Annotated in this window: 23 protein-coding genes; 9 read left to right on the forward strand and 14 right to left on the reverse strand. The window is 51.4% G+C overall.

The window, feature by feature from the left end:
* Nucleotides 1-32: 32 nt before the first annotated feature.
* A complete protein-coding gene (locus F1381_RS21310; protein ID WP_187355502.1) occupies nt 33-926 on the forward strand; it encodes a helix-turn-helix transcriptional regulator in 894 nt (297 codons plus the stop codon).
* A gap of 125 nt (nt 927-1051) precedes the next feature.
* Complete coding sequence (locus tag F1381_RS21315) at nt 1052-1612, forward strand: hypothetical protein (RefSeq protein WP_151736872.1); 561 nt, start codon at nt 1052-1054, stop codon at nt 1610-1612.
* Nucleotides 1613-1750: 138 nt separating this feature from the next.
* On the opposite strand, the gene F1381_RS21320 is transcribed toward F1381_RS21315, so the two are convergent.
* The 4 genes from F1381_RS21320 to F1381_RS21335 form a co-directional block, all read right to left on the reverse strand.
* Nucleotides 1751-3703: an FtsX-like permease family protein gene (locus F1381_RS21320; protein WP_151737016.1), complete on the reverse strand. Its 1953-nt coding sequence runs from the start codon at nt 3701-3703 to the stop codon at nt 1751-1753.
* Entirely contained in the window at nt 3675-4448 is a 774-nt protein-coding gene (locus tag F1381_RS21325; RefSeq protein ID WP_151736873.1) for an ABC transporter ATP-binding protein, read from the reverse strand. The genes F1381_RS21320 and F1381_RS21325 overlap by 29 nt, the downstream gene beginning before the upstream one ends.
* Before the next feature lie 223 nt (nt 4449-4671).
* Nucleotides 4672-5658 (reverse strand): sensor histidine kinase, encoded by a 987-nt coding sequence (locus F1381_RS21330; RefSeq protein ID WP_151736874.1) that lies wholly within the window; start codon nt 5656-5658, stop codon nt 4672-4674.
* Entirely contained in the window at nt 5655-6356 is a 702-nt protein-coding gene (locus tag F1381_RS21335) for a response regulator transcription factor (protein WP_151736875.1), read from the reverse strand. Before F1381_RS21335 ends, F1381_RS21330 begins: the two co-directional genes overlap by 4 nt.
* Before the next feature lie 223 nt (nt 6357-6579).
* On the opposite strand from F1381_RS21335, the gene F1381_RS21340 reads away from it, so the two are divergent.
* Both F1381_RS21340 and map read left to right on the forward strand, forming a co-directional pair.
* Nucleotides 6580-7164 carry a TetR/AcrR family transcriptional regulator gene (locus tag F1381_RS21340; protein WP_151736876.1) on the forward strand — a complete coding sequence of 195 codons (585 nt, stop codon included), beginning with the start codon at nt 6580-6582 and terminating at the stop codon, nt 7162-7164.
* A gap of 7 nt (nt 7165-7171) precedes the next feature.
* Nucleotides 7172-7918: a type I methionyl aminopeptidase gene (map, locus tag F1381_RS21345; protein ID WP_151736877.1), complete on the forward strand. Its 747-nt coding sequence runs from the start codon at nt 7172-7174 to the stop codon at nt 7916-7918.
* Nucleotides 7919-8026: 108 nt separating this feature from the next.
* On the opposite strand, the gene F1381_RS21350 is transcribed toward map, so the two are convergent.
* The 7 genes from F1381_RS21350 to F1381_RS21380 form a co-directional block, all read right to left on the reverse strand.
* On the reverse strand, nt 8027-9502 hold the full coding sequence (locus tag F1381_RS21350) for a M20 family metallopeptidase (RefSeq protein ID WP_151736878.1): 1476 nt from the start codon (nt 9500-9502) through the stop codon (nt 8027-8029).
* 54 nt (nt 9503-9556) lie between these two features.
* On the reverse strand, nt 9557-10546 hold the full coding sequence (locus tag F1381_RS21355) for an ABC transporter ATP-binding protein (RefSeq protein WP_151736879.1): 990 nt from the start codon (nt 10544-10546) through the stop codon (nt 9557-9559).
* A 62-nt stretch (nt 10547-10608) separates the two neighbouring features.
* On the reverse strand, nt 10609-12285 hold the full coding sequence (locus F1381_RS21360; protein ID WP_151736880.1) for an ABC transporter substrate-binding protein: 1677 nt from the start codon (nt 12283-12285) through the stop codon (nt 10609-10611).
* A 59-nt stretch (nt 12286-12344) separates the two neighbouring features.
* Nucleotides 12345-13244: an oligopeptide ABC transporter permease gene (gene opp4C, locus F1381_RS21365; protein WP_151736881.1), complete on the reverse strand. Its 900-nt coding sequence runs from the start codon at nt 13242-13244 to the stop codon at nt 12345-12347.
* A 42-nt stretch (nt 13245-13286) separates the two neighbouring features.
* Nucleotides 13287-14237, reverse strand: coding sequence for an ABC transporter permease (locus F1381_RS21370; protein ID WP_151736882.1), 951 nt, complete (start codon nt 14235-14237; stop codon nt 13287-13289).
* Between the two features lie 21 nt (nt 14238-14258).
* Nucleotides 14259-15254 (reverse strand): ABC transporter ATP-binding protein, encoded by a 996-nt coding sequence (locus F1381_RS21375; protein ID WP_151737017.1) that lies wholly within the window; start codon nt 15252-15254, stop codon nt 14259-14261.
* Nucleotides 15254-16258 carry an ABC transporter ATP-binding protein gene (locus F1381_RS21380; protein ID WP_151737018.1) on the reverse strand — a complete coding sequence of 335 codons (1005 nt, stop codon included), beginning with the start codon at nt 16256-16258 and terminating at the stop codon, nt 15254-15256. Before F1381_RS21380 ends, F1381_RS21375 begins: the two co-directional genes overlap by 1 nt.
* A gap of 380 nt (nt 16259-16638) precedes the next feature.
* Between F1381_RS21380 and F1381_RS21385 the strand changes: the two genes are divergently transcribed.
* Together F1381_RS21385 and F1381_RS21390 are read left to right on the forward strand one after the other, a co-directional pair.
* Complete coding sequence (locus tag F1381_RS21385) at nt 16639-17385, forward strand: response regulator transcription factor (protein WP_151736883.1); 747 nt, start codon at nt 16639-16641, stop codon at nt 17383-17385.
* Nucleotides 17386-17392: 7 nt separating this feature from the next.
* Complete coding sequence (locus F1381_RS21390) at nt 17393-19162, forward strand: sensor histidine kinase (RefSeq protein ID WP_187355503.1); 1770 nt, start codon at nt 17393-17395, stop codon at nt 19160-19162.
* A 117-nt stretch (nt 19163-19279) separates the two neighbouring features.
* Here F1381_RS21390 and F1381_RS21395 read toward each other — a convergent pair whose 3' ends face one another.
* On the reverse strand, nt 19280-19714 hold the full coding sequence (locus tag F1381_RS21395) for a CHAP domain-containing protein (protein WP_187355504.1): 435 nt from the start codon (nt 19712-19714) through the stop codon (nt 19280-19282).
* 142 nt (nt 19715-19856) lie between these two features.
* On the opposite strand from F1381_RS21395, the gene F1381_RS21400 reads away from it, so the two are divergent.
* The 3 genes from F1381_RS21400 to F1381_RS21410 all read left to right on the forward strand — a co-directional run bounded on the left by F1381_RS21400 (nt 19857) and on the right by F1381_RS21410 (nt 22264).
* Nucleotides 19857-20363 carry a hypothetical protein gene (locus F1381_RS21400; RefSeq protein ID WP_151736886.1) on the forward strand — a complete coding sequence of 169 codons (507 nt, stop codon included), beginning with the start codon at nt 19857-19859 and terminating at the stop codon, nt 20361-20363.
* Between the two features lie 293 nt (nt 20364-20656).
* A complete protein-coding gene (locus tag F1381_RS21405; protein WP_151736887.1) occupies nt 20657-21769 on the forward strand; it encodes an amidase domain-containing protein in 1113 nt (370 codons plus the stop codon).
* A 33-nt stretch (nt 21770-21802) separates the two neighbouring features.
* Nucleotides 21803-22264 carry a hypothetical protein gene (locus F1381_RS21410; RefSeq protein ID WP_151736888.1) on the forward strand — a complete coding sequence of 154 codons (462 nt, stop codon included), beginning with the start codon at nt 21803-21805 and terminating at the stop codon, nt 22262-22264.
* An 88-nt stretch (nt 22265-22352) separates the two neighbouring features.
* Here F1381_RS21410 and F1381_RS21415 read toward each other — a convergent pair whose 3' ends face one another.
* Both F1381_RS21415 and F1381_RS21420 read right to left on the reverse strand, forming a co-directional pair.
* On the reverse strand, nt 22353-23204 hold the full coding sequence (locus tag F1381_RS21415; protein ID WP_151736889.1) for a hypothetical protein: 852 nt from the start codon (nt 23202-23204) through the stop codon (nt 22353-22355).
* Between the two features lie 152 nt (nt 23205-23356).
* Entirely contained in the window at nt 23357-24133 is a 777-nt protein-coding gene (locus F1381_RS21420; RefSeq protein WP_151736890.1) for a hypothetical protein, read from the reverse strand.
* Between the last annotated feature and the right edge of the window lie 156 nt (nt 24134-24289).

Below are 24289 nucleotides of genomic sequence, written 5' to 3' on the forward strand. Positions count from 1 at the left end.
TCCCGAAGATTTGCAGAAAAGGATGGATGGCTATGATGCTGGATACCGGCCACATTTTTTCACCGATTAAGGAAGAGCTGATCTGCTTCCACAATACATCCACTACAGAGCTGATTGATCCAACGCTGCCTTATCACCGCCATGATGCTTATGAGGTCTATCTGTTCCTCAGGGGCAATGCTCTCATGTATCTGGAACAGTCCTGCTACAAGCTGGTACCCGGAGACTTAATCCTGATCCGCCCGGGCGAGCTGCACCGCTGTATCTGCCTGGATACCCAAACGTATGAACGGATTGGATTGAATATCAAAGAAACAGCTCTGAACAAGCTCTCAAGCCGCCGATCCAGCTTGTTCTCCTGTTTCGAAGCCCATGCTTTTGGAGAGAACAATCTGACAAGGCTAACGCAGGAGCAGATCATATATTACACGGGATTGGCTGCACAACTGATCGCCTGTCTCCGCTCAGAAGAATATGGGCAGGATATTCTGGCCGAAGCCTACGCAACCCAACTGCTTGTATTCATCAACACCCTCTACCGCTCTTCCACGCATAGTCCGTACAATATCATGCCTGACCTGGTCAGCAGTACAATGTCCTATATCAAAAGCCATCTGGCTGAAGACATCACTTCCGGACATCTGGAGCAGGAGTTTCATTACAGCAGCAAATATATCAGCCGGCTGTTCAGGGAGCATACCGGACTTACGATACGTTCCTATATTATTGACCAGCGGGTATCGCTCGCCAAAAGTTATCTCGCCGCCGGCAAATCCGTTGCTGAGGCCTGTGAGCTCTCCGGGTTCAGCGATTATGCCAATTTCATCCGGAGCTTCAAGAAGAGTGCAGGGATCTCCCCGGGAAAATACAAGGCGATGAGGCCGCCGGTCCGGTACCGAAATGACGCTGTATATGGTAAACTTTAGAAAAAATGATAAGGGGATCTATATGCGAAGATTTCAGCTTAACCTCATCCTTTTTGTTTTCACAATTATTATGTTGTCTGGTTGTACCGGTAAATTATGTAGCGTTCCTGCATACAGATTCGAAAATGAAAAGCGGCGCACAAGGCCAATTATTTGCGATTATCCGTTATCCGGGTAAAATGACAGATGAGCAAGCGCAAAATGGGGCTGGCATGAGGGGTCTTGTATTCACTACCGATCAATATTCTTATGTATTAGCCTATCCGTCAGGCGTTGAATATACAGAGGAAACAGAAGCGGATTACTCTCAAATGTCTGCGGATATTGCCGCAATTTCGGAGACGGTTAAAGAATACAGTAAGGAGTCATCGGCCGGAAAACAACTTTATACAGGGTATATTGCCTTGGAGGGAAATGTGCTCAAGATCAATGATTTCGAGTTTATTGAATCTGAACACGGAGATCGGATCAAAGAATTAGGCCTGACAGCTAAAGATATGCCTAATGGCTACTACATTCTCAATACCTCTGAGGATATAAAGGACTTCGCGGTTGATGACAACACGGAATATTTTATGATACAGGGACTCTATTTGTACAGGATAAGGATGGCGATCGAATCTATTCCACGAAGAGCAAGCAGGAATTTATGGCTTTTCTATACGGAGATGGTGAGGTGCCGTTGAAAAGTCCGTTTGAGGTTGTTACCCAGGGAGACAAAGTGATTTCGGTCAAAGAGATATTTGTGAATTGAAAGCAGCAAACCAAACCCAAAGAGACTACCGATGGATATCGCCGGCAGTCTCTTGTTTCATCTTTAGCTTTTAGATCATCATTTTCTGCAACGCCCGGACATAACGCGATCTTGCGATGATGAAGTAGATAGCCTGGGCGGCCAGGAAAGCCAGCGCCACTGTAAAAGTAACCGTATAGACATCGAAATAGGCGAGACGTATCTGCCCCAGTAGAGGCTTCAGCACCACAAGCGTTTGTATCGCCGATATCGGAATCGGCATAAAGAAGAGAAAAGCAATTTGCTTCGTAGCCGCCGCCCGCATTTCTCTGCTGCTCAGTCCGATCTTGGAGAGGGCACGGTACGTCCGGCTGTCGGCAGATAGCTCCGTATAAAGCTTGAAGTACAAAAAGCTTGCCATCGAAATGGAGAAGATTAGTGCGATAAAAACCCCGATAAAGCTGAACACGGAGGTCGTATCTTTTGTGCTCAAGTATTTTTCGGAACGAATCGTCAAAATGTTGGGGAAATTACGAGATTCTGAGGCGCTTCCAAAGTACTCATCGATTTGCTGCTGATTCCATGTGTACAGCTCTGCACCAATCCTGGATTGCTCATCTTGCCGCGAGGGAAGCTCTGTCCAGGCAGGTACATGATAGATGAAATTCGGTCTGCTTCGTAAATCGGCTGATAATTTGTTGTATAGGGCATCATCAACAATGAGCATAGCCCCGGCTTCACTAACGCCTCCCAGCTGGCGCATGCTGATCTCCTGCACAATTGTAATGCTGGCCTCGGTTCCCTCAAGCTTTAATGGCTGCTCAGGCAAACGCTTGGAGTCCGCATATACCGCAACAGCCGTTTGTCCGGACAGAGGCTCTAGCGGCGGTATCTCCAGCAAAGCTGCCAGTTGACTAATCTGGCTTGCCCGAACAAACTCTACATCGCTGCTCTTGGTTGGGTCATGGACCCCATCTTGCAGCATAGCTAGGACACTGTCTATCCGATACCGCTGATAAGCGATGCCCGCTTCCTGCATAGGCTGATCAATAACGGCCAGTTCCGCATCTATAAGCTTTGGCTGAAATACATCATAGCTGAGCGCAAATTTATTGTTGATATACTGCTGTTTGTTGTCTTGATTAACGGCGAGTACAAAGCCTGCGCTGATGCAGGCGATTGAAGTAACAATTGTCACCAGAAACAGCATCCTGGCATTATCCTTCAGCTTATAGCTGATCTCAGAAATCCACAGCAGATTTGTGCCGCGCCATACCCGCTTGCGATTTCGTTGCAGTAACCGAATGAGGAGAACAGACAGCTGGGAGTAAAAGAAGTAGGTACCGGAAATGCCGGAAAAAGCGGCGATCATCAGAAATTCCGGAGAAAGAGCAGCTTTCCCAATGAGCAGAAAACTGACAGCCAGCAAAATCGTGCCCAGCAGGGAAAGCCAAATCGAAGCTTTCGGCTCCCGCTTCGGCTTGCTGCTGCCCGTCAAAAGCTCCAGCACCCGGCTTTTGCGGATAAACAGCAGCGTAAACAGCGAGATCGCCATAAACAAGGCAGCAAAGCAGCCCGCCGTCAATAGTATGGCCTTCACTGGCCAATAAAAGGCCAGCTCGTCCATACCAATCATTCTAGTGCTGAACAGCAGAAACAGCTTGGACAACAGCAGCCCGCCGGCGATTCCGGTCACGATGGAAACTGTGCCGATGATCATATTTTCCAGGAATATCAGGCCGTTCATCTGTCCTGCCCGTGCGCCCAGCATCATTAAAATCCCGAATTCCTTGTTGCGGGCTTTCAGGAAGGCGCTGATCGAGTAGAGCACAAAAAAGACTGCAAAAATAATCACTACATACGCAGCAACCTGCATGCTGACTAACGTCATTTTGCCCATAGAAGCCTGCCGAATCTCAGGATGATAGATAAAGACGGCAAACGTAAAGAAAATCATCACCATAAATGCGCTGCTGAATAAATATGCCGTGTAAGCACGCCTGTTGCGGCGGACATTATTCCACGCGAACTGAGGAAAATTCATTCCGGTGCCCTCCCCAGAAAGACAAAGTATCAATGATTTTCTGAAAAAAGGATTGCCGATTCTCGCCGCGGTGAATTTCCCCGGCCAGACGCCCATCCTTGATAAACACAATCCGCTGGCAGTAGCTGGCTGCGAGCGGATCATGAGTGACCAGCATCAGCGTAGTGCCCTGCTGTTCGTTGATGTCGGCCAGCGATTCCATGACCATTCTCGCAGAGGTTGAATCGAGCGCTCCTGTGGGCTCATCGGCAAGCAGCAGCGATGGGGCCGCGATCACCGCCCTGGCGATCGCCGTCCGCTGGCGCTGCCCTCCGGATATTTCATAGGTACGTTTGTTTAATATCGAGGTTATGTTCAGGCGCCCGGCAATTTGCTTCAGCCTCTCTTCCATCTCCGGCAGCCGGTAGTTGTCCAGCGTCAGTGGAAGCACGATATTCTCTGCGACAGTTAAGGTGTCCAGCAGATTGAAATCCTGAAATACAAAGCCAAGCTCCCGGCGGCGGAATAATGCCAGCTCCTTGGTTCTCAGCTGATAAGGATTGCTGCCGTTAATTAACACCTCGCCCGAACTGGGCACATCAATCGTGGAAACCATATGCAGCAGTGTTGTTTTGCCGCTGCCTGACGGTCCCATGATCCCTACGAACTCTCCCGGCTCGATGGTCAAATGGATATCCGTCAATGCATGGGTCACGACTTTTCCCGGGTATACTTTATTCAGCGCCTTCACCTGCAAAATACTCATGCTATTCATTCCTTTCAAGGATGCGGATCATTGGTCATGTCTCTATTCATGTAACACTCTATTAATTTAGCTTATGAGCGGCGTGGGTGCTATCGATTCACCTTAAATATTACTTACATTAGGCTTAAGTTTATGTTCGCCTTTACGTTCGGCAGCAGACAGGAAAAGAAGTGCAGGAGCATTCAAGGCTTCCTGCACTTCTTTTCCTGCTTATATGCTAAAGCTATGTGCGATGCTGAAACAACAGAGTTACAATCGTGCCGGCTCCCGGCTTCGATTGCAGCGTCACCTCGTGTCCGAGCCGTCCGCATACCTCTTTAACCAAATATAAGCCCATTCCGGTAGATTCGGAATATTCTCTCCCGCGTTCCCCTGTATAGTAAGGATGAAATACGCGGTTCAGGTCCTCTTTTACAATCCCGATCCCTTGATCCTGTACAGTCAGTTTACATGAGTTGCCCAGCTCTTCCGCTGAAATCGTAATGGCTTTGCCCGTCCCGACGGTGTAGTTCAAGGCATTCACCACAATCTGATCGAGCATAAAGCGCAGCCATTTCGCATCCGAATACACCTTGAGGTCCTCGCTGATCTGGAGCACTGGAGTAATTCCCTTGCCGATAAACAGCTTGCGGTTGCCGGCCACGACCTTGTTGACGATGTGACGGAGCTCTACGGCTTCGACAGCGAAATCCTGCTCGAACCGGTCGAGCCTGGCTGTGTATAAGACCATTTCCAGCCCTTTGCACAGCCGGTCCAGTTCCTCCTGGATGCTCTCGGCCGCCGGCTCCTCCAGCTCCTGCAGCAGCAGTTGAATCACGGAGATCGGTGTTTTCATCTGATGCACCCAACGGTTCATGAATACGAGCTGCTGCTCGTTTCCGCTTTGCAGCTGCAGTATTTGCTCCTTGAAATGCCGGTCATAGCTGCAAAGCAGCTTATGGACCGCATCGGACAGCGGCGCCTCATCCATAGGCTGAATCAGCTCTTCCTGCACGGTAAGTGGCGCTTCGAGACGTCTGTACAGCTCCCGGTGCTGGCAGTAGCGGTAAATCAAATATAAGGCAAGCACAACCGTGCTTAACAGGAAGCCGTATAGCACAATCGCCAAAGGCCGTCCCTCTCCGGCAAGCCAATACAGCAAAGGAACCAATGCAGACTGAACCGAATAAAACAGCAGCAGAGGCACATGCTCCTTCCAGAACAGCTTCATTGCAGGTCCTCCTGCCTTACCGCCAGCTTGTAGCCCACTCCCCGTACCGTTTCTACACGATCCCCGGAGCCAAGCTCATTCAGCTTTTTGCGCAGCCTCGTAATGTACACATTCAAGGTGTTGTCATCAATAAAATGATGATTCTCCCACATCAGATCCAGCAGCTTCTCCCTGCTCACTGCCCTTCCCTGCTTCAGCATAAGCGCCTCGAGCAGCTGGTTTTCTTTCAAAGTCAGCTCGGCTTCATGACCCGCGCAGCTTACCGTGTAACGCTCGGGATACAGGATGAGCCCGCCGGACTCCAGCCTCTTCTCCTCCTGGCTTGAAGCGTATGCACCGTATGCTCTGCGCAGATGGCTGCGTATTTTGGCCATAACGATCTCATAATGGAAGGGCTTGGTGATATAATCATCCGCACCGTTCTCCAGCGCCATCACCTGATCCATCTCACTGTCCCGGGCAGATATGAACAAGATGGGGCAATGCGAATGCATTCGGATTTGCCGGCACCAGTAGAAGCCGTCATACTTGGGCAGATTGATATCGAGCAGCACCAGGTCCGCCCCTGCTTCCTGAAACTCCTCCACCACCTGACTGAAATCGGCCGCCTCCCTCGCCTCGAATCCGTATCTGGACATGTACGAGAGCAGCAGATTGGAGATTTTGGCATCATCCTCGACGATGTATATTTTGTACATAAGTTAAGCTCCTGTTCCGGCCTGAAATCGAAAACTATCATGCTACTTCAGATCTGCTGTAAACTCATATATAATACCACGCCTGTGGATAAATCAAGTGATTATATTCACAACAAGTGCTGGCTGAGCCTGATATTAGTGATCATTGCATTTCTCTGCCCGCTGAGGTACTATTTTTTATGTTGACAAATTTGCAGGTCTAAACAAGGAGGTCTACATAACCATGTGCCCCCGTACCAAAGAACAAAATGAGCTTATACGCGTGCAGCGCAGAGAACAGATCCTTGACGTCGCCGCCCGCTCCTACTTCCGCACAGGCGGCAGCTTTGATGTACGCGATGTTGCCCGTGAGGCAGGGCTTGGGTACGGCACAGTATATCATTACTATCCTAACCGGCATTTATTGATAGAGGATGTACTGGGCAGCGGCTTCGAGCGATGTGAACAGGCTGTCGCTGATTTGGCGAACACGAGCGGCAGTCCCCCCGATGCCAGTCACCTGCTCAGGTGCTGCCAAGCGCTGCTCCGGCTGTGGCAGTCAGATGCCCGCGCATTTCTTGTCTTCAAGATGGCGGCGGAGCATTATGCAGGCTTGCCGGAGAAAGCGCGGCACACCGCCAAGAGACGGTTTATGGAAGGGATATACGTTCCGCTGCAATCGATCGCCCAGTGTGATGACGACAGCGTCGATCATATGCTTGCGGTGCTGGTTGGCTGCAGCGGGCTGTACTACTATGCGGGTAATTCGGGGCTGGACGTCGATCGAATCGCCCGACTCGCAATTCACGCAATTACGAAGGAGTCCTGATACGAACATGGTCATCTTAAAAAGCAAGCATGAAATTGAAGCGATCCGCAAGGCGAGCCAAGTGGTGGCTGAATGCCACCGTACCATTGCCCCGCTTATCAAACCGGGAATAACCACGAGCGACATTGACCGCATCTTCGAGGACATTATGTTGAAGCACGGTGCCAAGCCATATCAGAAGGGTTACAATGGCTATCCCTATGCGACCTGTGCTTCCGTCAACGACGTGATCGCGCATGGCTTCCCTGGCAATAAGCCGCTTGAGGAAGGCGATATCGTAACCATCGACACGGTCGCCGAGCTTGGCGGCTGGCTCGGCGATTCGGCCTGGAGCTATGCGGTCGGGCAGATCTCCCAGGCGGCCGAGAGGCTGATGCGCGTCACGAAGGAATGTCTTGATCTGGGCATTGAGCTGGCGCAGCCCGGCAACCGTCTCGGCGATGTGACGAATGCGATTCAGCGGCATGCGGAATCGCACGGCTTCGGCGTCGTGCGCGACCTTCTCGCCCATGGCATCGGCCGCGACCTGCACGAGGAGCCGACTTACGCGCATGTTGGCAAGCCCGGCAAGGGCCCACGCATTAAGGAAGGTATGGTGTTCACCATTGAACCTATGATCACCGAAGGCACCTACTACATGACCATTGATCCGGACGGCTGGACTGCGCGGACGCAGGACCGTAAGCTGGCCGCCCAATACGAGCACACCATTGCCATTACGGCTGAAGGACCGCAGATCCTGACCGCGCAATAATAAACCGCAGAAGTCGGCCATGTGATGGTCGGCTTCTGCGGTTGTTACCGGGCGGTGGATACGATAACCATTTACAAAACGGGCATACTTGTATTCAGTTGACCGGAATTACACAGTTACCGGCGCCTGCTCGGCCGCTCCGGCCTCCTTGCCGGGACGCAGCGGGCTCGGAGGCTGCACCTCGTCCGGGAACAGGCTGACGTAAGCTTCGCCGTCCAGCCGCTGCACCAGCTCCGCCTTCGCCGCAGCGACCAGCGAAGGGTCGAGCAGTGCCGCAATGGCGGTGCACGCCATCGCTTTGCCCGCGAGCAGCATGCCCTTGTGGGCGTAGCTGCTCTTGCCCTGCGCGACCGTCTGCCAGGCATGGATCGGCGTCGCATAGGCCCAGGTCGCCGTGCCGCACTGGGCGGTCGGCACGTTCCAGCTGACGTCGCCGACATCCGTCGACGCCGGCATGACCACCAGCTTCTCCATCGGCGGAGCGACGAAGCCTGCCAGCGGACGCGCCGCGAGCATCCCGTGAAGCGCCTTGCCGCCTTGCCGCGCGGCGCTTGCCTTGTCCTCTTCCGGAATCGCAGCATAAATTTCCTTAGCGAAAGCCAGCTCTTCCTCCGTATATTCAGGAAGTGCAAGGCCGGTCATGAACTCGTACATCTTACCTTCCAGCGCTGCATTCGGAATCAGGTTGGCTGCCCCGCCCTCGTAGTGGTACGACATCTTCGTCCCGGTCATCAGGGCCGCTCCGCGCGCCACGTCAAGCACCCGCTCGAACAGCTCGGATACCTGGGCCGCTTTCGGCGCCCGGACCAGATAATTCACTTCCGCCTCGGCTTGCACCACGTTCGGAGCGAAGCCGCCCGTATTCGTCACGGCATAATGAACGCGGGCTTCCGGGATCATATGCTCGCGCAGGTAGTTCACGCCCACGTTCATCAGTTCAACCGCATCCAGCGCGCTTCGTCCGAGATGGGGCGCGGCTGCGGCATGGGCACTCCGGCCGGCGAACTTGAAGTGTACATGCAGATTGGCTAGCGAAGACATATGCATGACGACATTCATCGTGGCCGGATGCCAGCAGAAGGCGGCGTCGACATCGCTGAACAGGCCCGCTCTGGCCATGTACGCTTTGCCGGAGCCGCTCTCTTCCGCCGGACAGCCGTAATAGCGGACCGTACCGGTGATTCCGTGCTCCAGCAAATAATCCTTCACTGCAACGGCGGCGGCAAGCGAGCCTGCTCCGAGCAGATTATGGCCGCAGCCATGCCCGTTCGCCCCCGGCACAACCGGGTCGAAGCTGGCCTGGCCTGCCTGCTGGCTAAGGCCGGCAAGGGCGTCGAATTCGCCGAGAATCGCGATGACGGGAGAACCGCTCCCGAAGCTGCCGACAAATCCGGTGGCGAGTCCGGCGACGCCCCGTTCGACGGAGAAGCCTTCCTGCTCCAGTGCCTTGCAGAGGGTATCGGCCGATTCAAACTCGGCGAAACGCGTCTCCGCAAAGCCCCAGATCCTGTCGCTTACGTCGATAAATACATCTCTCTTGCCTTCGATATAGGCGGTAACATCCTGAATGATCTTCTCGTTCATGCAAGGCACCTCTCTTCTCAAATTGGTCTTCCTGAATCTGTGTTCCGGTTCCTTTCATTCAAACGCAAAACAGGCAACGGCATGATCGTGATGCCCCTTGAGCTCCGGCTCGTATTCGCGGCATATGGCCTTCGCGATCGGACATCGCGTGTGGAAGCGGCAGCCGCCGGGGGGCCGGACCGGATTCGGAACATCCCCCTTAATGATGATCCGCTGTTCCGCACGCCGCCTCGGGTCCGAGGCCGGGTTCGCACTCAGCAGGGCATTCGTGTACGGATGCCTCGGTGCCCGAAACAGCTTCTCCCGGCTGGCGATTTCCACGATTTTGCCCAGGTACATGACGGCAATCCGGTCGCTGATATAGCGGACGGCCCCGAGTCCGTGCCCGATGAACAGATAAGAAAGGCCCTTCTCCTGCTGGAGCTGCTTCAGCAGATTCAGTATCTGCGCCTGGATCGAGACGTCGAGCGCCGAGACGGGCTCGTCGCAGACGATCAGCCTGGGGCCTAACGCCAGCGCCCGCGCGATACCGATGCGCTGCCGCTGACCCCCGGAGAATTCATAGGAATACCGGCTCTTGTCTGCGGGCGCAATCCCCACAGTCGCGAGCAGCCCTTCCACACGCTCCTGTACAGACGAACGGGTCTCGAGCCGGTGTACAAGCAGAGGCTCTGCCAGAATATCGCCGATCCGCATCCGGGGATTAAGCGAGGAATACGGGTCCTGGAAGATCATCCCCATGCTTGCCCGGAGCTGCCGGAGCTCCCGCTTGCCGAGCTCTGAGAGCTCTTGGCCCGAATAGAACACCCTTCCTTCATGAGGCTCCTCAAGCTGAAGCAGGGTGCGGCCGACGGTCGACTTGCCGCAGCCCGACTCGCCGACGAGACCGAGGGTCTCGCCGGCGCGGATCGAGAAGCTGACGCCGTCAACCGCCCGGACATAATCCGTGATCCGCGAGAATAGTCCCTGCCGGATCGGATAGTATGTCTTAAGCCCCTCGACCCTGAGCAGTGGCGGCAGCTTCTCCTTGTCTGAACCTCGCATAGTGCAGCACCCCCCTGCTCCGAAGCCGGCTGTGACAGCCTTCTCTAACGGCGGCTATTCAGTCATTCAGTGAACTTCCAATCGGCGACGTTGTTCGTCAGGCCGACCGTGCTGGTCTCCAGGCTTTTGCCCAGATCGAGATTCTTGGCCGCCGCATACAGCTGCTTATCGGCATACAGGGAGATCACCGGAACTTCATCGTGCAGGATCTGCTGTACCTGCTTGTAAATTTCGAAGCGCTTGGCCGGATCGAGCTCCTCTGCCCCCTGGACTAGCAGTTCGTCGACTTCAGCGTTCGAATAGCCGGACAGATTGAAGCTGACGCCGGTCTTGAACAAGCCAAGCACAGAGTTCGGATCAAGAATGAAGCCAAGGTTGAGTACAGTCAAATCGTATTCGTGCTTAAGGGCTCTCTGATAGGTCGTCGGGAAATCAAGCTTCGTCACCTGTACCTTCAAGCCGGCTGCCTTCAGGTTCTCGGCGACAATGTCGGATGCCTGCTCGCGGATTTTGTTACCGGTCGGTACCACGAATTCAACCGTCTTGCCGAAGTCCCAGCCCGCTCCCTCAAGCAGCGTTTTTGCTTTCTCCGGATCGTAGCTGTACAGCTCGGTATCCTTGTTATAGTAAGGATGATTAAGACCGAGCATGCCGTCCACGAGATCGCCTTGGCCCTTGAGCAGCTGATCGACGATGAGCTGCCGGTTCATCGCATAAGCGATCGCCTGGCGTACCTTCGGGTCCGGGAAGGTCTGTGTGTTAATGAACATGGTATTCGGATTGTTTGCATCACCGTAGCCTGTCGTAACGGTCGCCATATTGGAGACCTTGTCAAAATCCTGCACCGGGATAAGTCCCACGCCCGGAGAAGTCAACTGGATGTCGCCTGTCTGGAGCTGCGCGGCCAGATTCGTTGCCGGCATCATTTTAATGAAGATTTCCTTGATATTCGGTGTCCCGCCATAATAATCATCGTTCGCAGCCAGCTGCACGTACTGGTCCTTGGCGAATTTGACGAACTTGTAAGCCCCGTTGGTGACGGTAGGGTTCATCATAAATTCGTTTTTGTTCAGGTCTGCCGGAGCCACATCCTTCAGCACATGCTCAGGAAGGAAGCGAAAATAAGTGCCGAACTGGCTCTTGAATAGATCCGTCTCCATCGGGGCCTTGGTCTTAATCACAAAGGTATGATCATCGACCTTCTGGAAGAACGGCAGCTCGGTCTGCCCCTCGTCCCGTTTGCCGGCGTCGTTCAGTCCTGCGACGAAAGTCATATTGAGCAGCGTCTTCACATTCATGTCCGTAAACATGCGCAGGGTGAATTCAACATCAGCTGCAGTGAACGGCTCGCCGTCGCTCCACTTGGCGTTCGGGTTCAGCTTGATGGTGAAATTCTGATTGTCCGTCGTTTCAATCGCTTCGGCCAGCTTCGGATCGAAGCCGTAATTACTGTTCATCGCAACCAGCGTGTCACTCATGAACGAGTTGACGAAGATGCCGGCATTGTCCAGGTTGAAGACGTCGAATGTCGTTACCGGGTTCACCATACCGATATACAGCGGCTGATCCGCACCTCCGGAAGCCGAACCTCCGGAACCTTCTGCCGAAGCGGAGGTATTCCCGCCGCCTGCCCCTGAAGTAGCTGCCGTATTGCTGCCCGAGTTCGAACCGCAGGCGGTGACCAGAATCATCAATAATACCATTACTCCGCCAATCCACGCTTGTTGAATCCTCTTCATCTGATCTCCTCCACCTTATTGTCTATTGGGTTGCCATCTATGTGGGATGTCACTGTGGCCTATTGCTTGGGATCAAGCGCGTCTCGCAGACCATCGCCAACGAAGTTGATGGCGAGCACCGTCACGAGAATCATGATCCCGGGCGGCAGCCACAGCCACGGCTGGTCAGTCATGACGCTGATCGACTGGGCGTCGGTTAGCATGTTGCCCCAGCTGGCGGTTGGCGGCTGCACACCCATGCCGAGAAAGCTTAGACCGGATTCCGCCATGATCGCCGCTGCTACGCCGAAGGTTGCGTTAACGATGATCGGAGCAAGCGCGTTCGGCAGGATATGGCGGAAGACGATACGCGGCGTACTGAGCCCCAGAGAAACCCCGGCTTTGATATAATCCATCTGCTTGAGCGTCAGTACGCTCCCCCGGACCAGCCGGGCGATGGACGGCCAGGAGAACAAGGCGAGCACAAGCACGAGCGTCCAGAGGGTCGGGCCGAGTACGCTGACGACAACCAGGATAACCATCATGTACGGGAATGCCATGAACACATCGGTAATTCTCATGACAATCATGTCAACCCAGCCGCCGGCGTATGCCGACCACAGGCCGACGATTGTTCCGAATGTCACATACAGGGCAACTGTCCCGAAGCCGACGGTGACGGCGACTCTCGTCGCGTAGATCAGGCGGGAGAGAACATCTCTTCCCACCTGGTCGGTTCCCAGCCAATGCACAGAGGAAGGTGCGGCCGAGAATTCGGCGGTTACTTCATAAGGGCTGTGCGGCGCCAGCCACGGGGCGAAGACGGCGATGAAGATGAGCATCAGGGTAACGGCCAGGCCGGCGACGGCCAGACGGTGCTTCAGGAACCGCCGGGACATTTGGCGGAAGACACCTTCAGGCGCATCCTGCTGGAGCGGAAGGACGGCGCCTCCGGCGACTTTGGATTGAACAGCAGACATCGAGTCCGCCTCCTCTCGTTTCGTTTGGACGGCAATATGCCGTTAATGATATTGGATGCGCGGATCGGCTACGGAGTAGAAAATATCCGTAAGCAGGTTGGCGGACAGTACGATGACAGCAGCAATCAGGTTAAGGCCCATGATGGTGGCATAGTCGCGGGACATGATCGACTGGATGGTCAGCTGCCCGATGCCCGGCCACTGGAACAACTGCTCCACGATGACCGCGCCGCCGAACAGCATCGGTATCTCCATCCCGACGACGGTAATGATCGGAATCAGCGCATTGCGCAGCGCATGCTTGTTCGTGACAAAGAACTCCTTAACCCCTTTGGCCCGGGCTGTCCGCAGGTAATCCTGCTTTAGTACGTCAAGCATACTGGCCCGGATGTATCGTACCTTGCGCCCGGCAATGCCGACGGCCAGCGCGATGGCAGGCAAGATCAGATGCCTGATCCGGTCAAGAAGCCCGCCGCCTCCGCCGAGATCTTCTGTCCCGCCGACGGGCAGCCAGCCCAGTTGAACGGCGAAGATATAGATGCACAGCAGCCCGAGAAAAAACTGCGGAATCGACGTGCCGACGAACGAAAGGCCGGTCATCAGGTAATCGAACTTCGAATTCTGCCGGACGGCGCTCATAATGCCGATTGGCAGCGCGATCAGGAGGCCGAGAATCAGCGCGCAGGTACCGAGCAGCACCGTCTGCCCGAGACGCTCGCTGATAAGCGATCCCACCGATTCATTGGTGCTGAAGGAGTATCCGAGGTTGCCTGACAGCAGCTGGCCCAGCCATTTGAAATACTGCAGGATGACCGGATCGTTAAGGCCCAGCTGCTCCTTGCGCAGCTCCAGCAGCTCCGGCGGGGTATCCGGGGTCATATACATATCCACCGGGTTGCCCGGGGCAAGGTTGATGATGACGAAGTTGATGATCGTAATGCCGAATAGCACGGGAACCGCGATCAGAATGCGGCGCATGACGTAAGTAAACATCTTCTCTCTCCTCTCTCGCGGTTAACCTGTGACCAGCGGGTAATGACAAGCCGCCGCATGTCCGGTGCCCTGCAGAAGGGGCTCCTCCTCCTTGCACTTCACCTGGGCGAACGGGCAGCGGGTATGGAACCGGCAGCCTGACGGGGGAGCGGCGGGACTCGGCACATCGCCCTGGAGAACGATCCGCTCCTGACCGCGCTTGCGGGGGTCCGGTATAGGATAGGCGTTGAGCAGTGCTTGCGTATACGGATGGCGCGGGCTGCCGAAGATTTGTTCCTTCGTGCCGAGCTCTACCATTTTGCCAAGGTACATCACCGCAATGCGGCTGCTGATGTATTTAACCGCACCGAGGCCGTGGGCGATGAACAGATAAGTGAGTCCAAGCTCCTGCTGCAGCTCCTTCAGCAGGTTCAGGATTTGAGCCTGAATCGAGACATCCAGCGCCGATACCGGCTCATCGCATACGATGAGCTTCGGGTTCAGCGAGAGCGCACGGGCGATGCCGATGCGCTGCCGCTGGCCGCCCGAGAATTCATGGGGGAAGCGCTGCTTATAGCTGCGGGGGATGCCGACTGTATCCAGAAGCTTGTCGATCCTCGCCTCCAGCCCGGCTCCTGCAGCCACGCCATGCACGCGCATCGGCTCGGCGAGCAGCTCATGCACGCGCATCCGGGGATTCAGCGAAGAGTAAGGATCCTGGAAAATCATCTGCATTTTCGTCCGTTCCCCGCGCAGGGCCGACATCGGGCTGGCCGTAATCTCTTCGCCGTCGAACCAGATTTTGCCGGCCGTCGGGTTCTCCAGCCGGATGATGCTCCGGCCGATTGTCGACTTGCCGCAGCCCGACTCGCCGACGAGTCCGAGCGTCTCGCCCGGGTACAAATCCAGCGTAATGTCATCTACTGCTCTGACATTGCCGACCGTCCGCGACAGGAGTCCGCGCTTGATCGGATAGTAGGTCTTCAGGCCTTCGATCCGTAGCAGCGGCTCCGGGGCCGCGGGGTATTCCGCTGTCATCATACGGCTTCCTCCTTCCGCACTTTCCACTGCTCTGGCTCCTGCGCCATCCAGCAGCGCACATCATGTCCCTCTTGAACCGGCAGCAGCGCAGGCGCTTCAGCCTGACATCTCGCTGCGGCGAACGCACAGCGGGGCTGGAAGCGGCAGCCTTTCGGCATGTTCGTAAGCGGCGGGACTGCGCCGGGGATGGAGGCCAGCGTCTCCTCCGCCTCGGCTTCAATATGGGGGATGGACTTCATCAGCCCTTGGGTATAGGGGTGCAGCGGCTGCTCGAACAGGGTGAACACATCGGTCTCCTCCACCACCTGTCCGGCATACATGACCACGACTTTGTCCGCCATCTCCGCGATCACGCCCAGATCATGGGTGATGAGCATTATCGAAGCCCCCATCTCCTCGCGGAGCTCTTTCATCAGATTCAGGATCTGTGCCTGAATCGTTACGTCCAGAGCGGTCGTCGGCTCGTCGGCAATCAGCAGCTTCGGCTTGCAGGAGAGCGCCATCGCGATCATTACGCGCTGCCGCATGCCGCCGGAGAGCGAGTGCGGGTAGCTCTTCATCATGGCCTCGGGACGGGGGATGCCGACCTTCTCCAGCATCTGGACCGCGTAACCGGCAGCAGCCTTCCCTCTCAGGTCGGTATGCAGCTGAATGGCTTCGGTCAATTGATTGCCGATGGTGAACACCGGATTCAGCGAAGTCATCGGCTCCTGAAAGATCATCGCGATATCGCCGCCGCGAATCAGGCGCAGCTCCGCCTCAGGTAGCTTGGCAAGATCTTGGCCCATGAACAGAATCTCACCCTCCTTGATGCGGCCGCTCTTGCCGAGCAGCCGCATGATCGAAAGGGAGGTCACACTCTTGCCGCAGCCGGACTCGCCGACAATGCCGATCGTCTCTCCTTTGCCCACTCTGAGACTGACCCCGTCTACCGAAGTCACTTCCCCTCTGTCCGTTTTGAATACGGTCTTCATATCCTTGAGCTCCAGCAGCATATGCAGCCCCTCCTTTGTCTCCATACTCAGTTCATGCCGAATATTGTGTTATATTACTTGACGCGAACTTCACTAAATGATCTCTTTTGCCTTGAGTAATGTAGAAAAACACACTTTTCCTGTCTCCTCTTTGTATAAAGCTACCTACTTTTTTCAGAAAACTTATGATATATTTCGTATACAACGTCAATTTTGCCTATTAGTACCCCCTGACTTTGAAGTCATGTTTTATGTTTGTAATCTTATTTAACATCAATATGACGATCAGTTATAGACCCTTCTCATTTGCTTAAGGAATCATTTCTTGGTGCCATTGCCGTCCTGGAATCTAAAAGGTATCAAATTTTAAGCATCTTCCTGAAACTTAAATAGAATGGAGTGGGACCGTGTACAATCTATTGATTACCGACGACGAGAGTGAAATCCGTAACGGTCTCAGCAACTATTTTCCCTGGCACGAGTTCGGCTATCAGGTTATCGGGCAGGCCTGTGACGGAGAAGCGGCATTGGCTTTCATAGAGGAGCAGTCTGTAGATGTGCTGCTGTGCGACATCCGGATGCCCGCCCTGTCGGGCATTGAAGTGGCCGAGAGACTGTACCGGCAGGGGTCCGAGGTTAAGATCGTTCTTCTAAGCGGCTTCAAGGAATTCGAATACGCCCAGCTGGCTGTCCAGTACGGGGTGAAGCGGTATTTAACGAAGCCTACCAAATACACGGAGATCGCCGAGGTCTTCGGACATCTCCGCAGCGAGCTGGACAATGCCAGATTGCCTGTTTCCGTTCCGGAGGTCCCCTCCTCGACCATCGACAGCGGTGTGGCGGACCTGACCATTGAGAAAGTCAAAGCTTATCTGCAGGAGAATTTATCGGCCGCCACCCTGGAGAACGCCGCACGGCATGTTTTTCTGAATCCGTTCTACTTGAGCAAATACTTCAAGGCCAAGACCGGGGAGAACTTCTCGGATTACGTGACCAAACTGCGGATGCACCGCGCGGCCGAGATGCTGAAGACTACCTCCAGCAAGACGTATGAGATCAGCGAAATCGTCGGCTACAGCAATGCAAAGAACTTCACACGAATGTTTCGCAGCTTTTACGGTGTGACACCCAGAGAATACCGGAACGAGGAATAATCCCGTGATGAACACGACTGCGCGCTTTTTTATCAAAAACCTGCTGACCTTCCTGCTGCCTATGCTGATCCCGCTCGTCGTGCTCGGTGCACTGTCCGCCTTTCTGATCCAGCAATATGTCGTTCACGGCATCAACAACAACAACACGAACCTGCTGAAGCAGACTAAAGAGAACATTGAACTGCTGTTCAACGAGCAGAATGCCCTGAACCTGAACATTATCGCCAGTACAACCCAATTTATGAATCTGAAAAGCATGCTGAACAAGCCCCTGCCTTCGGCAGAGGATTATGCGCAGCTGGCTGTTCTGAAGAATTTTATTGATTCGCCCTCCATCGCCAGCCCCTATATCGATTCCATTTATATTTATCTGAACAACGATAACCGGCGCTACATTTCGTCCGTGACCGGCGGCTTCATCACCCTCGGGGAAGATCCGGACCATTCCTGGTACGACAGTTATCTGAAGCATGAGACTGGCGATGAGATTTGGACGGAGACCCGGGCGGTGCCGCGGTATAACCTTAATCAGGAGATTGAGTATGCCGGCGTGATCACGATGTACCGCAACTTCAAGGTAACGGACGACACCGGCGGCGTCATAGTCCTCAATATCAAACGCGAGTATATTGAACGAAAGCTGAATGATCTCTCCACGGTCAAGGGTCAAATGCTCGCCGTCGTCGACCGCAAGGGCTCTGTTATCTTCCGCACCAACGCTCGATACGAGCTGGCCACCGGAGAGCTTGAACGGATGGTTTCGGGTACAGGCAGTACTTTTACGGTGCAGACCCCGAACGGAGAGGCTTTGATTAACCGGATTTATTCCGAGGCATATAACTGGACCTTCATTTCCGTCACACCGAAGCAATCCCTGTACACTGCGCTCTACCGGTTATTCCGCATCGGGGCCGTCCTCTTATTCCTGGCCATGGTCTCTGCGCTGCTGCTGGCCTACCAGCTGACGAAGCGGAATTACTGGGACCTCAAGATCATCATGTCCATTCTGGATGCCGCCGGGCAAGGCAAGCCCCTTCCGGTTCACCGGACCAAGGGCAACAGCGTATACAGCCAAATCATCCGCAGCCTGCTGCAGAATTTCATCGAACACAACTTCATGCGCGTTCAGCTTTCGGAGAGCCAGTACAAGACGCAGGCCGCGCAGTTCGCAGCGCTTCAGTCACAGCTTAACCCACACTTCTTATACAACACGCTGGAGACGATTCACTGGAAAGCTGCCGGCTACACCGAGGGACCGAATGAGCTGACAGGCATCGTAGAGCACCTGTCCGATATTTTACGCTATTCTCTGGATGGGCAGCAGGGACTTGTCCCGCTTCATGTGGAGATCGCCAATACGAAGAGTTACATTGCGATTCAAAAAATGAGATACGGGGAGCGGTTCGGCATGTGGTGGGAATACGATGCGGAGCTGGAGAAATATCAGGTGTGCAAGCTGATTTTCCAGCCGCTGATTGAGAACAGCCTGCAGCATGGCTTAAGCCGTTCGGATCAGAGGCTGGCGGTCAAAATCAAGATCCAGCGCCGCGGCAACCGGCTGCGCCTTGCTGTCATCGATAACGGGAACGGTATTCCGGAAGAGCGGATGGCCCGGCTGCGCACGGAGCTGTTCAGCGATGCACCGCCTGTGAACCACATCGGGCTTATCAATACGCAGCGCAGAATAAAGCTCGCTTACGGGCAGCGAAGTGAGCTGCGGATCAAGAGCAAGCCCGGCTGGGGAACGCTGATCGATATTTTTCTGCCGATCAATTAAGTTGCTATACATGGTTTTGTCGTGTTCAGGGGACGCAATCGGCTGCAGCCGCCTCAAAGAAAGAGAGCCACATGGTGGTGGCTCCTCTTTTAAAGAAATGTATACGTCCGCTGATGCTTAGTTGGAACCGTAGATTAAGATACTGCCATAACCTGTTCCATAACTTGTACCGTTCAAATGATAATATGCGTAGCCTACTTTGCCGCCCCAATTCCCATTGACAGTAGTTATTTTACCGCCGCTGATATTTGTAATAATCCCGACATGGCCAACGCTGCCTTGTTTAGTATCACTATTGGGATTTACAAAAGCAAGGTCTCCTACCTTAGGGATATTACTGCTTGGTGCCACACCGGTGTTCAACACAAAGTTGCCGTTAATCCCACGCAACTCGGAGGCTACTGCAGAGGATCCAAAATTCATATTGTTTTGAATACCACACCATCTTGCAAAGATAGCGCACCATGCAGTGCTGTCGGAATACCCCAAAGCGCTGCAATACTTGTGGGAAGTATTGCCCAATTCGTTAATCGCTGTACTGGCTAAAGACATGTTCATTTCTCCTTTATTGTTTTTTTCTGCTTACACTAATAAAGGAATTATCGAGTAACCATTTACAACTCCCTGAATAAGAAAGTAATGGGTTTTATTTAATACAAGTGGTAAACTATAGAAAAAATACAAGGAGAATCATATGCGAAAACTCCAGCTTAAAATTGGCCTTTTTGTCGTTTCCATTATGGTGCTTTCTGGGTGTACGAATTCTGCTCCGGCTTCAACGCAGGAATCCAATTCGCCCGCAGTTACCAGCAAGGCTTCCCCTGCCGCTTCCATAGTCCCCACTGCAACATCAAAGTATACAAATAAGAATTTAGGATTTTCATTGGAATTACCGGCGAGCTGGGAAAATAAATATTCCATTGACGAAAATGATACCGCTGTAGCCTTCTTGCACAAAGAATCTATAGGGAAAAGTAGTGCGCAAGGCGAATTATTTGCGATCATACGTTATCCCGGTAAAATGACCACTGAACAAGCGCAGCAAGGAGCCGGCGTGAGGAGCCTTGTATTAAGTACAGATAAATATTCTTATGTCTTAGCCTATCCATCAGGCGTCGAATATACAGATGAAACAAAAGACGATTATATTAAAATGTCTGAGGATATTGCTGCAATTTCAAAAACAGTGAAGACAAATTAGTGCTTTACCAAAAACGGCTTTGTTCGCAGGTTTGCGGCAAAGTCGTTTTTCTTATGCATACCCATACATAATTCACTAAAAAACCATAAAATACATTAAAAAACTATATTATTACATGGGAAAATATATTAATAAAGTATACCATTAGGTAGATTCACCTGCTTGTCACAATAACCCTTCATGAAGATCCGGAGGTGATATTCTAATATCGGAAAATGATTGATTTCACAATGGTTGTCCAGTGTGGTACACGGTCATTGCTCGAAAATTAATATGGGAAGAGGGATGTAATCATGTTTAAAAGAGTGGCTTCTTTATTGTTTGCAGTGATAATGGTATTTAGTATGAGCGCCAGTGTGTTCGCCAGTGAACAGAAATTTTCTGAAGATTCAGCCGCTTTAGAATTAAAAAGCATCGAAGCTGCATACGATGATATCAAGGAACAAATTGTGGAGGACTACCAGTCTCTTTACCAGTTGGATCATTTCACGTATGACTATGATGCGCGAGTCGAACAAGAAACTAAATATTATGACATCAACATTTATGTCGATATGGCCCTGACGAGACATCCCTCTGACAGTCCTTTTGTTAAAGGCATGGAAAAAGCATTGCATGAAAGCACCGATGAGCTTGAGGCTGCATCCATTCAGAAGGAAATCGATGCTTATGTGAGTGAAATTGAGGAATTATATTATAATATTCCGTACCGTTCAACGTTTACCTACACAGTTCTCCTCAACGACACCGCGGGTTTGGCTTCCAGAGGTTCCACTCCCCCCTATCAAATCTACTACAGAACAGACGCAGTAGATAATGTTGTGCTGACGGAGACTGAAAACCTGTCAGAAGTTGAGAACGCTACAGAATCATTCGCCAATGGTTACAACAGTGCAATTGAGAGTGTTCCGGCTGTTGCCGGAGCTAACAGATTGCTTGCTGCATCGTTTACATATAATAAGATTGCCGCAAGAGATTGGGCATATGCAAATTGGAATGCAACTCCTGAATTCCCTTCGTCTGCAGTAGATGGAACAGATTGCGCGAACTTTGTATCCAAAGCTCTGAATAATGGCGGTGTTCCTCAAGATAAGACAGGAAAATGGTATCAGGCCTCCACTTGGGGCGGCTGGCCGGGAGACCATTGGTTTAGAACCGGTTACAATGGCATCAATGGCGTAGTAATCTATATGGTGAATAAGGGGTACTTTGCTAAGCAGTCGAGCGTAAGCAAGGTTGGTGCAGGAAGTATAATGTATTGGAATGCCGAAAGTCATGTCGCTTTAGTCACTTATGGCGATGGAGTGAAAATTATGTATACTCAGCACGGTGCGTCCCAAACGAAGGATACAGTATACAAATCTGAAAATGCTTCTTTCTATACACCTACCAGTAGTATCCTGTAGTGTATTCAAAACAGCCTTGAAAAGGAGATAGGAATGAAGACAATATCAATCGTTTTCCTGGCTATTATTCTTAGTGTGTTTATAGTATCCTGCAGTAATGAGTCGTCAGCCGAAAGGCAGCACTATGCAGGGTATATCGCTTTGGAGGAGGATACGCTCAAAGTAAATGATTTCGAGTTTATAAAGTCCGAAGACGCAGAGCGGGTGAAAGCGTTAGGGTTGACGGACAAAGATATGCCTAACGGTTACTACATTTACGATACATCGGATGAAATAAAGGTCTTCACTGTGGACAGTCATACAGAATATACATTCTATGATACAGGGACTCTGTTTGTAGAAGATAAGGATGGCAACCGGATCTATACCACGACAAGCAAGCAGGAGTTTATGACTTTTTTGTATGGAGACCATGAGGTGCCATTGAAAAGTCCGTTTGAAATAGTTACACAGGGAGAAAAGGTGATTTCAATTAAAGAGATTTTTGTGAATTGAAGCAACGGACCAAAAAACGAGAGAGACTGCCGACGGATTGTCGGCAGTCTCTCTTGTTTTATTAGAAATCGGATCTGCAAAAACCGGGTTATTGAACACTTGAAATGTATTGAAAATTATTTATAAAACCATCTTTAGATATAAAAACTGTTGTATATTCTTTTGATTCAAAATCATAATAGTAGATACCTCTTTGATCATTTACTATAGATGTAACATATAACCCTTTTCCATCAGCCGAGAAATTCGCTCCATCCACCAGCATCCGTTCGGGTGGCAGTTTAAACTCCTCAATCTCTTGTGAACGAATATCGATAGCAACGGCTTTAGACAATTCTTCTGAGTTGTATTCTTTGTCGTAAATGGCTATGGTCTTATTATCTTTCAGGTTAACCATCAGAATTTTAATCCAGGCATGGACTGAAAGGAAATTGGAGGTGTCCTTAAAGGAATAATCTGTTTCATAAACTGAAAATAACGGCATAGAATAGTTATTTTCATCAGATAAAAATTGTTTTTCTATTACCTCCCTGTCTTGACTGTAAGAAAATGCAGAGATGTAGATATGTTCTGTTTCCGGATTGATAGCGATGGTTTCTACGTTGGTATCTTCATCGCCCCAGTATGAAATAACACCGCTCTGCTTATCCAGCATGCCTAACCGTAATACCTTATCTGTAGAAGCTACAAAAAAGACCTTTTCTTCTGCAGGTATGATTTGATTGACCGCACGCAGATTTGTGGTTAGTTGAACCTCTTCTTTGGTCTCTGTATGATACCTGAATATTTGATCTCTATTATTCTTATCTTTTTTAGTATAATACACTGCTTTATCCTTCGAATCATAAACTCCCAATGGATACTGTGTCGTGTACGGGAAATTATAGATTTCTGTTACTTCCCCTGTCTTAGGTGCATACTGGTAGATCGTGGTTAACATTTCTTCTTTATCCGGTTGAAGGTATGTAGTACATGTGATTGACAAAGAATCATTAGGCTGCTCTTGTAATTTGGAATTATTGTTACAGCCTATCAGCAAGAATATGAAAAGTATGCAAAGTAGCATACCCCTTAGATTAGTTCTAGTTCTCATTAACGATTATAGTAATAGCTTCCACTAAAGGAAAGCGTAGCACTATAAGTATATCCAAACATTACACCTGACCATTTCCAAATGTCTAAAACGGCATTCGCCAGCGTTCCGTTATCATTTTTTGTCACAATTTTTGTAATGCCATTGGCTGTTGCTGTAATTTTTGTTCCTGATTTGGGATTGTCATATTGACCTTTAGTAGCTACATCTCCTACTACCAAATTGTTACTATTATCGCCCATAATATCATCGAATACTGTGAATCTTCCTACGCCTGAAACTTTGCTGTCAGTAATAGTAATTGTATTATTACTTGCTCCATATACATAAGTTCCATTAGCGGCCGTAGCATATGTAGATATTGCTGATATTGCTGATTTTGCGTTGTCAATCGTATTGATTTGTCCGTCAGAACCATACGAGACTACGGTTCCCGGTTGAGGCTTTTCATTTTCAATGTAGTAAACGGGTAAGTGCCGTGCTTCTTCTCTGATCTCATCAAGCACTTTGTTATATTCGTCTAGTGAAAGCGGACTATTGGGTACGGCGGGATTTTCCCTGCTTAAATCTACTACAGCAGCTTTATTGATCTTTGCAGCAGGTAATCCTTGTTTTGTAATGACAGGATTATTGTCCTGATCAAAGGTAATGACCGTACCCGCCGGCATTTGACTGGGTATAATTCCTCTTTCTGCATTTGTTGAAGCTACAGCCAGACTTGGACTTAATAGAGATGTAACAAGTAAACTGGATAAAATCATTTTTCTTGTCTTCATAGCCCATACCTTCCTTTTAATGTTTTTAATTGCCTGATAATAGAATATATGGAGTGTGGATAAAAAATCAATTTTCTATAATCTATTTATTGGAATAAATATGTATTATTTGTGTCAGTTATTTTCTGCAACGCTTGGACATAACGCGATCTCGCA

The sequence above is a fragment of the Paenibacillus tengchongensis genome (assembly GCF_008973665.1).
Lineage (GTDB): Bacteria > Bacillota > Bacilli > Paenibacillales > Paenibacillaceae > Paenibacillus_AQ > Paenibacillus_AQ tengchongensis.

Excerpts from the sequence above, each read along its gene's own strand:
- F1381_RS21325 (WP_151736873.1), bottom strand. The coding sequence starts at position 4,448 with ATGAGTATTTTGCAGGTGAAGGCGCTGAATAAAGTATACCCGGGAAAA.
- F1381_RS21330 (WP_151736874.1), bottom strand. The coding sequence starts at position 5,658 with ATGAAGCTGTTCTGGAAGGAGCATGTGCCTCTGCTGCTGTTTTATTCG.
- F1381_RS21350 (WP_151736878.1), bottom strand. The coding sequence starts at position 9,502 with ATGAACGAGAAGATCATTCAGGATGTTACCGCCTATATCGAAGGCAAG.
- F1381_RS21375 (WP_151737017.1), bottom strand. The coding sequence starts at position 15,254 with ATGACAGCGGAATACCCCGCGGCCCCGGAGCCGCTGCTACGGATCGAA.
- F1381_RS21370 (WP_151736882.1), bottom strand. The coding sequence starts at position 14,237 with ATGTTTACTTACGTCATGCGCCGCATTCTGATCGCGGTTCCCGTGCTA.
- F1381_RS21405 (WP_151736887.1), top strand. The coding sequence starts at position 20,657 with ATGTTTAAAAGAGTGGCTTCTTTATTGTTTGCAGTGATAATGGTATTT.
- opp4C (WP_151736881.1), bottom strand. The coding sequence starts at position 13,244 with ATGTCTGCTGTTCAATCCAAAGTCGCCGGAGGCGCCGTCCTTCCGCTC.
- F1381_RS21315 (WP_151736872.1), top strand. The coding sequence starts at position 1,052 with ATGAAAAGCGGCGCACAAGGCCAATTATTTGCGATTATCCGTTATCCG.
- F1381_RS21415 (WP_151736889.1), bottom strand. The coding sequence starts at position 23,204 with ATGTTAACCACGATCTACCAGTATGCACCTAAGACAGGGGAAGTAACA.
- F1381_RS21400 (WP_151736886.1), top strand. The coding sequence starts at position 19,857 with ATGCGAAAACTCCAGCTTAAAATTGGCCTTTTTGTCGTTTCCATTATG.
- F1381_RS21410 (WP_151736888.1), top strand. The coding sequence starts at position 21,803 with ATGAAGACAATATCAATCGTTTTCCTGGCTATTATTCTTAGTGTGTTT.
- F1381_RS21355 (WP_151736879.1), bottom strand. The coding sequence starts at position 10,546 with ATGCGAGGTTCAGACAAGGAGAAGCTGCCGCCACTGCTCAGGGTCGAG.
- map (WP_151736877.1), top strand. The coding sequence starts at position 7,172 with ATGGTCATCTTAAAAAGCAAGCATGAAATTGAAGCGATCCGCAAGGCG.
- F1381_RS21310 (WP_187355502.1), top strand. The coding sequence starts at position 33 with ATGATGCTGGATACCGGCCACATTTTTTCACCGATTAAGGAAGAGCTG.
- F1381_RS21340 (WP_151736876.1), top strand. The coding sequence starts at position 6,580 with ATGTGCCCCCGTACCAAAGAACAAAATGAGCTTATACGCGTGCAGCGC.
- F1381_RS21360 (WP_151736880.1), bottom strand. The coding sequence starts at position 12,285 with ATGAAGAGGATTCAACAAGCGTGGATTGGCGGAGTAATGGTATTATTG.
- F1381_RS21420 (WP_151736890.1), bottom strand. The coding sequence starts at position 24,133 with ATGAAGACAAGAAAAATGATTTTATCCAGTTTACTTGTTACATCTCTA.
- F1381_RS21390 (WP_187355503.1), top strand. The coding sequence starts at position 17,393 with ATGAACACGACTGCGCGCTTTTTTATCAAAAACCTGCTGACCTTCCTG.
- F1381_RS21335 (WP_151736875.1), bottom strand. The coding sequence starts at position 6,356 with ATGTACAAAATATACATCGTCGAGGATGATGCCAAAATCTCCAATCTG.
- F1381_RS21320 (WP_151737016.1), bottom strand. The coding sequence starts at position 3,703 with ATGAATTTTCCTCAGTTCGCGTGGAATAATGTCCGCCGCAACAGGCGT.
- F1381_RS21395 (WP_187355504.1), bottom strand. The coding sequence starts at position 19,714 with ATGTCTTTAGCCAGTACAGCGATTAACGAATTGGGCAATACTTCCCAC.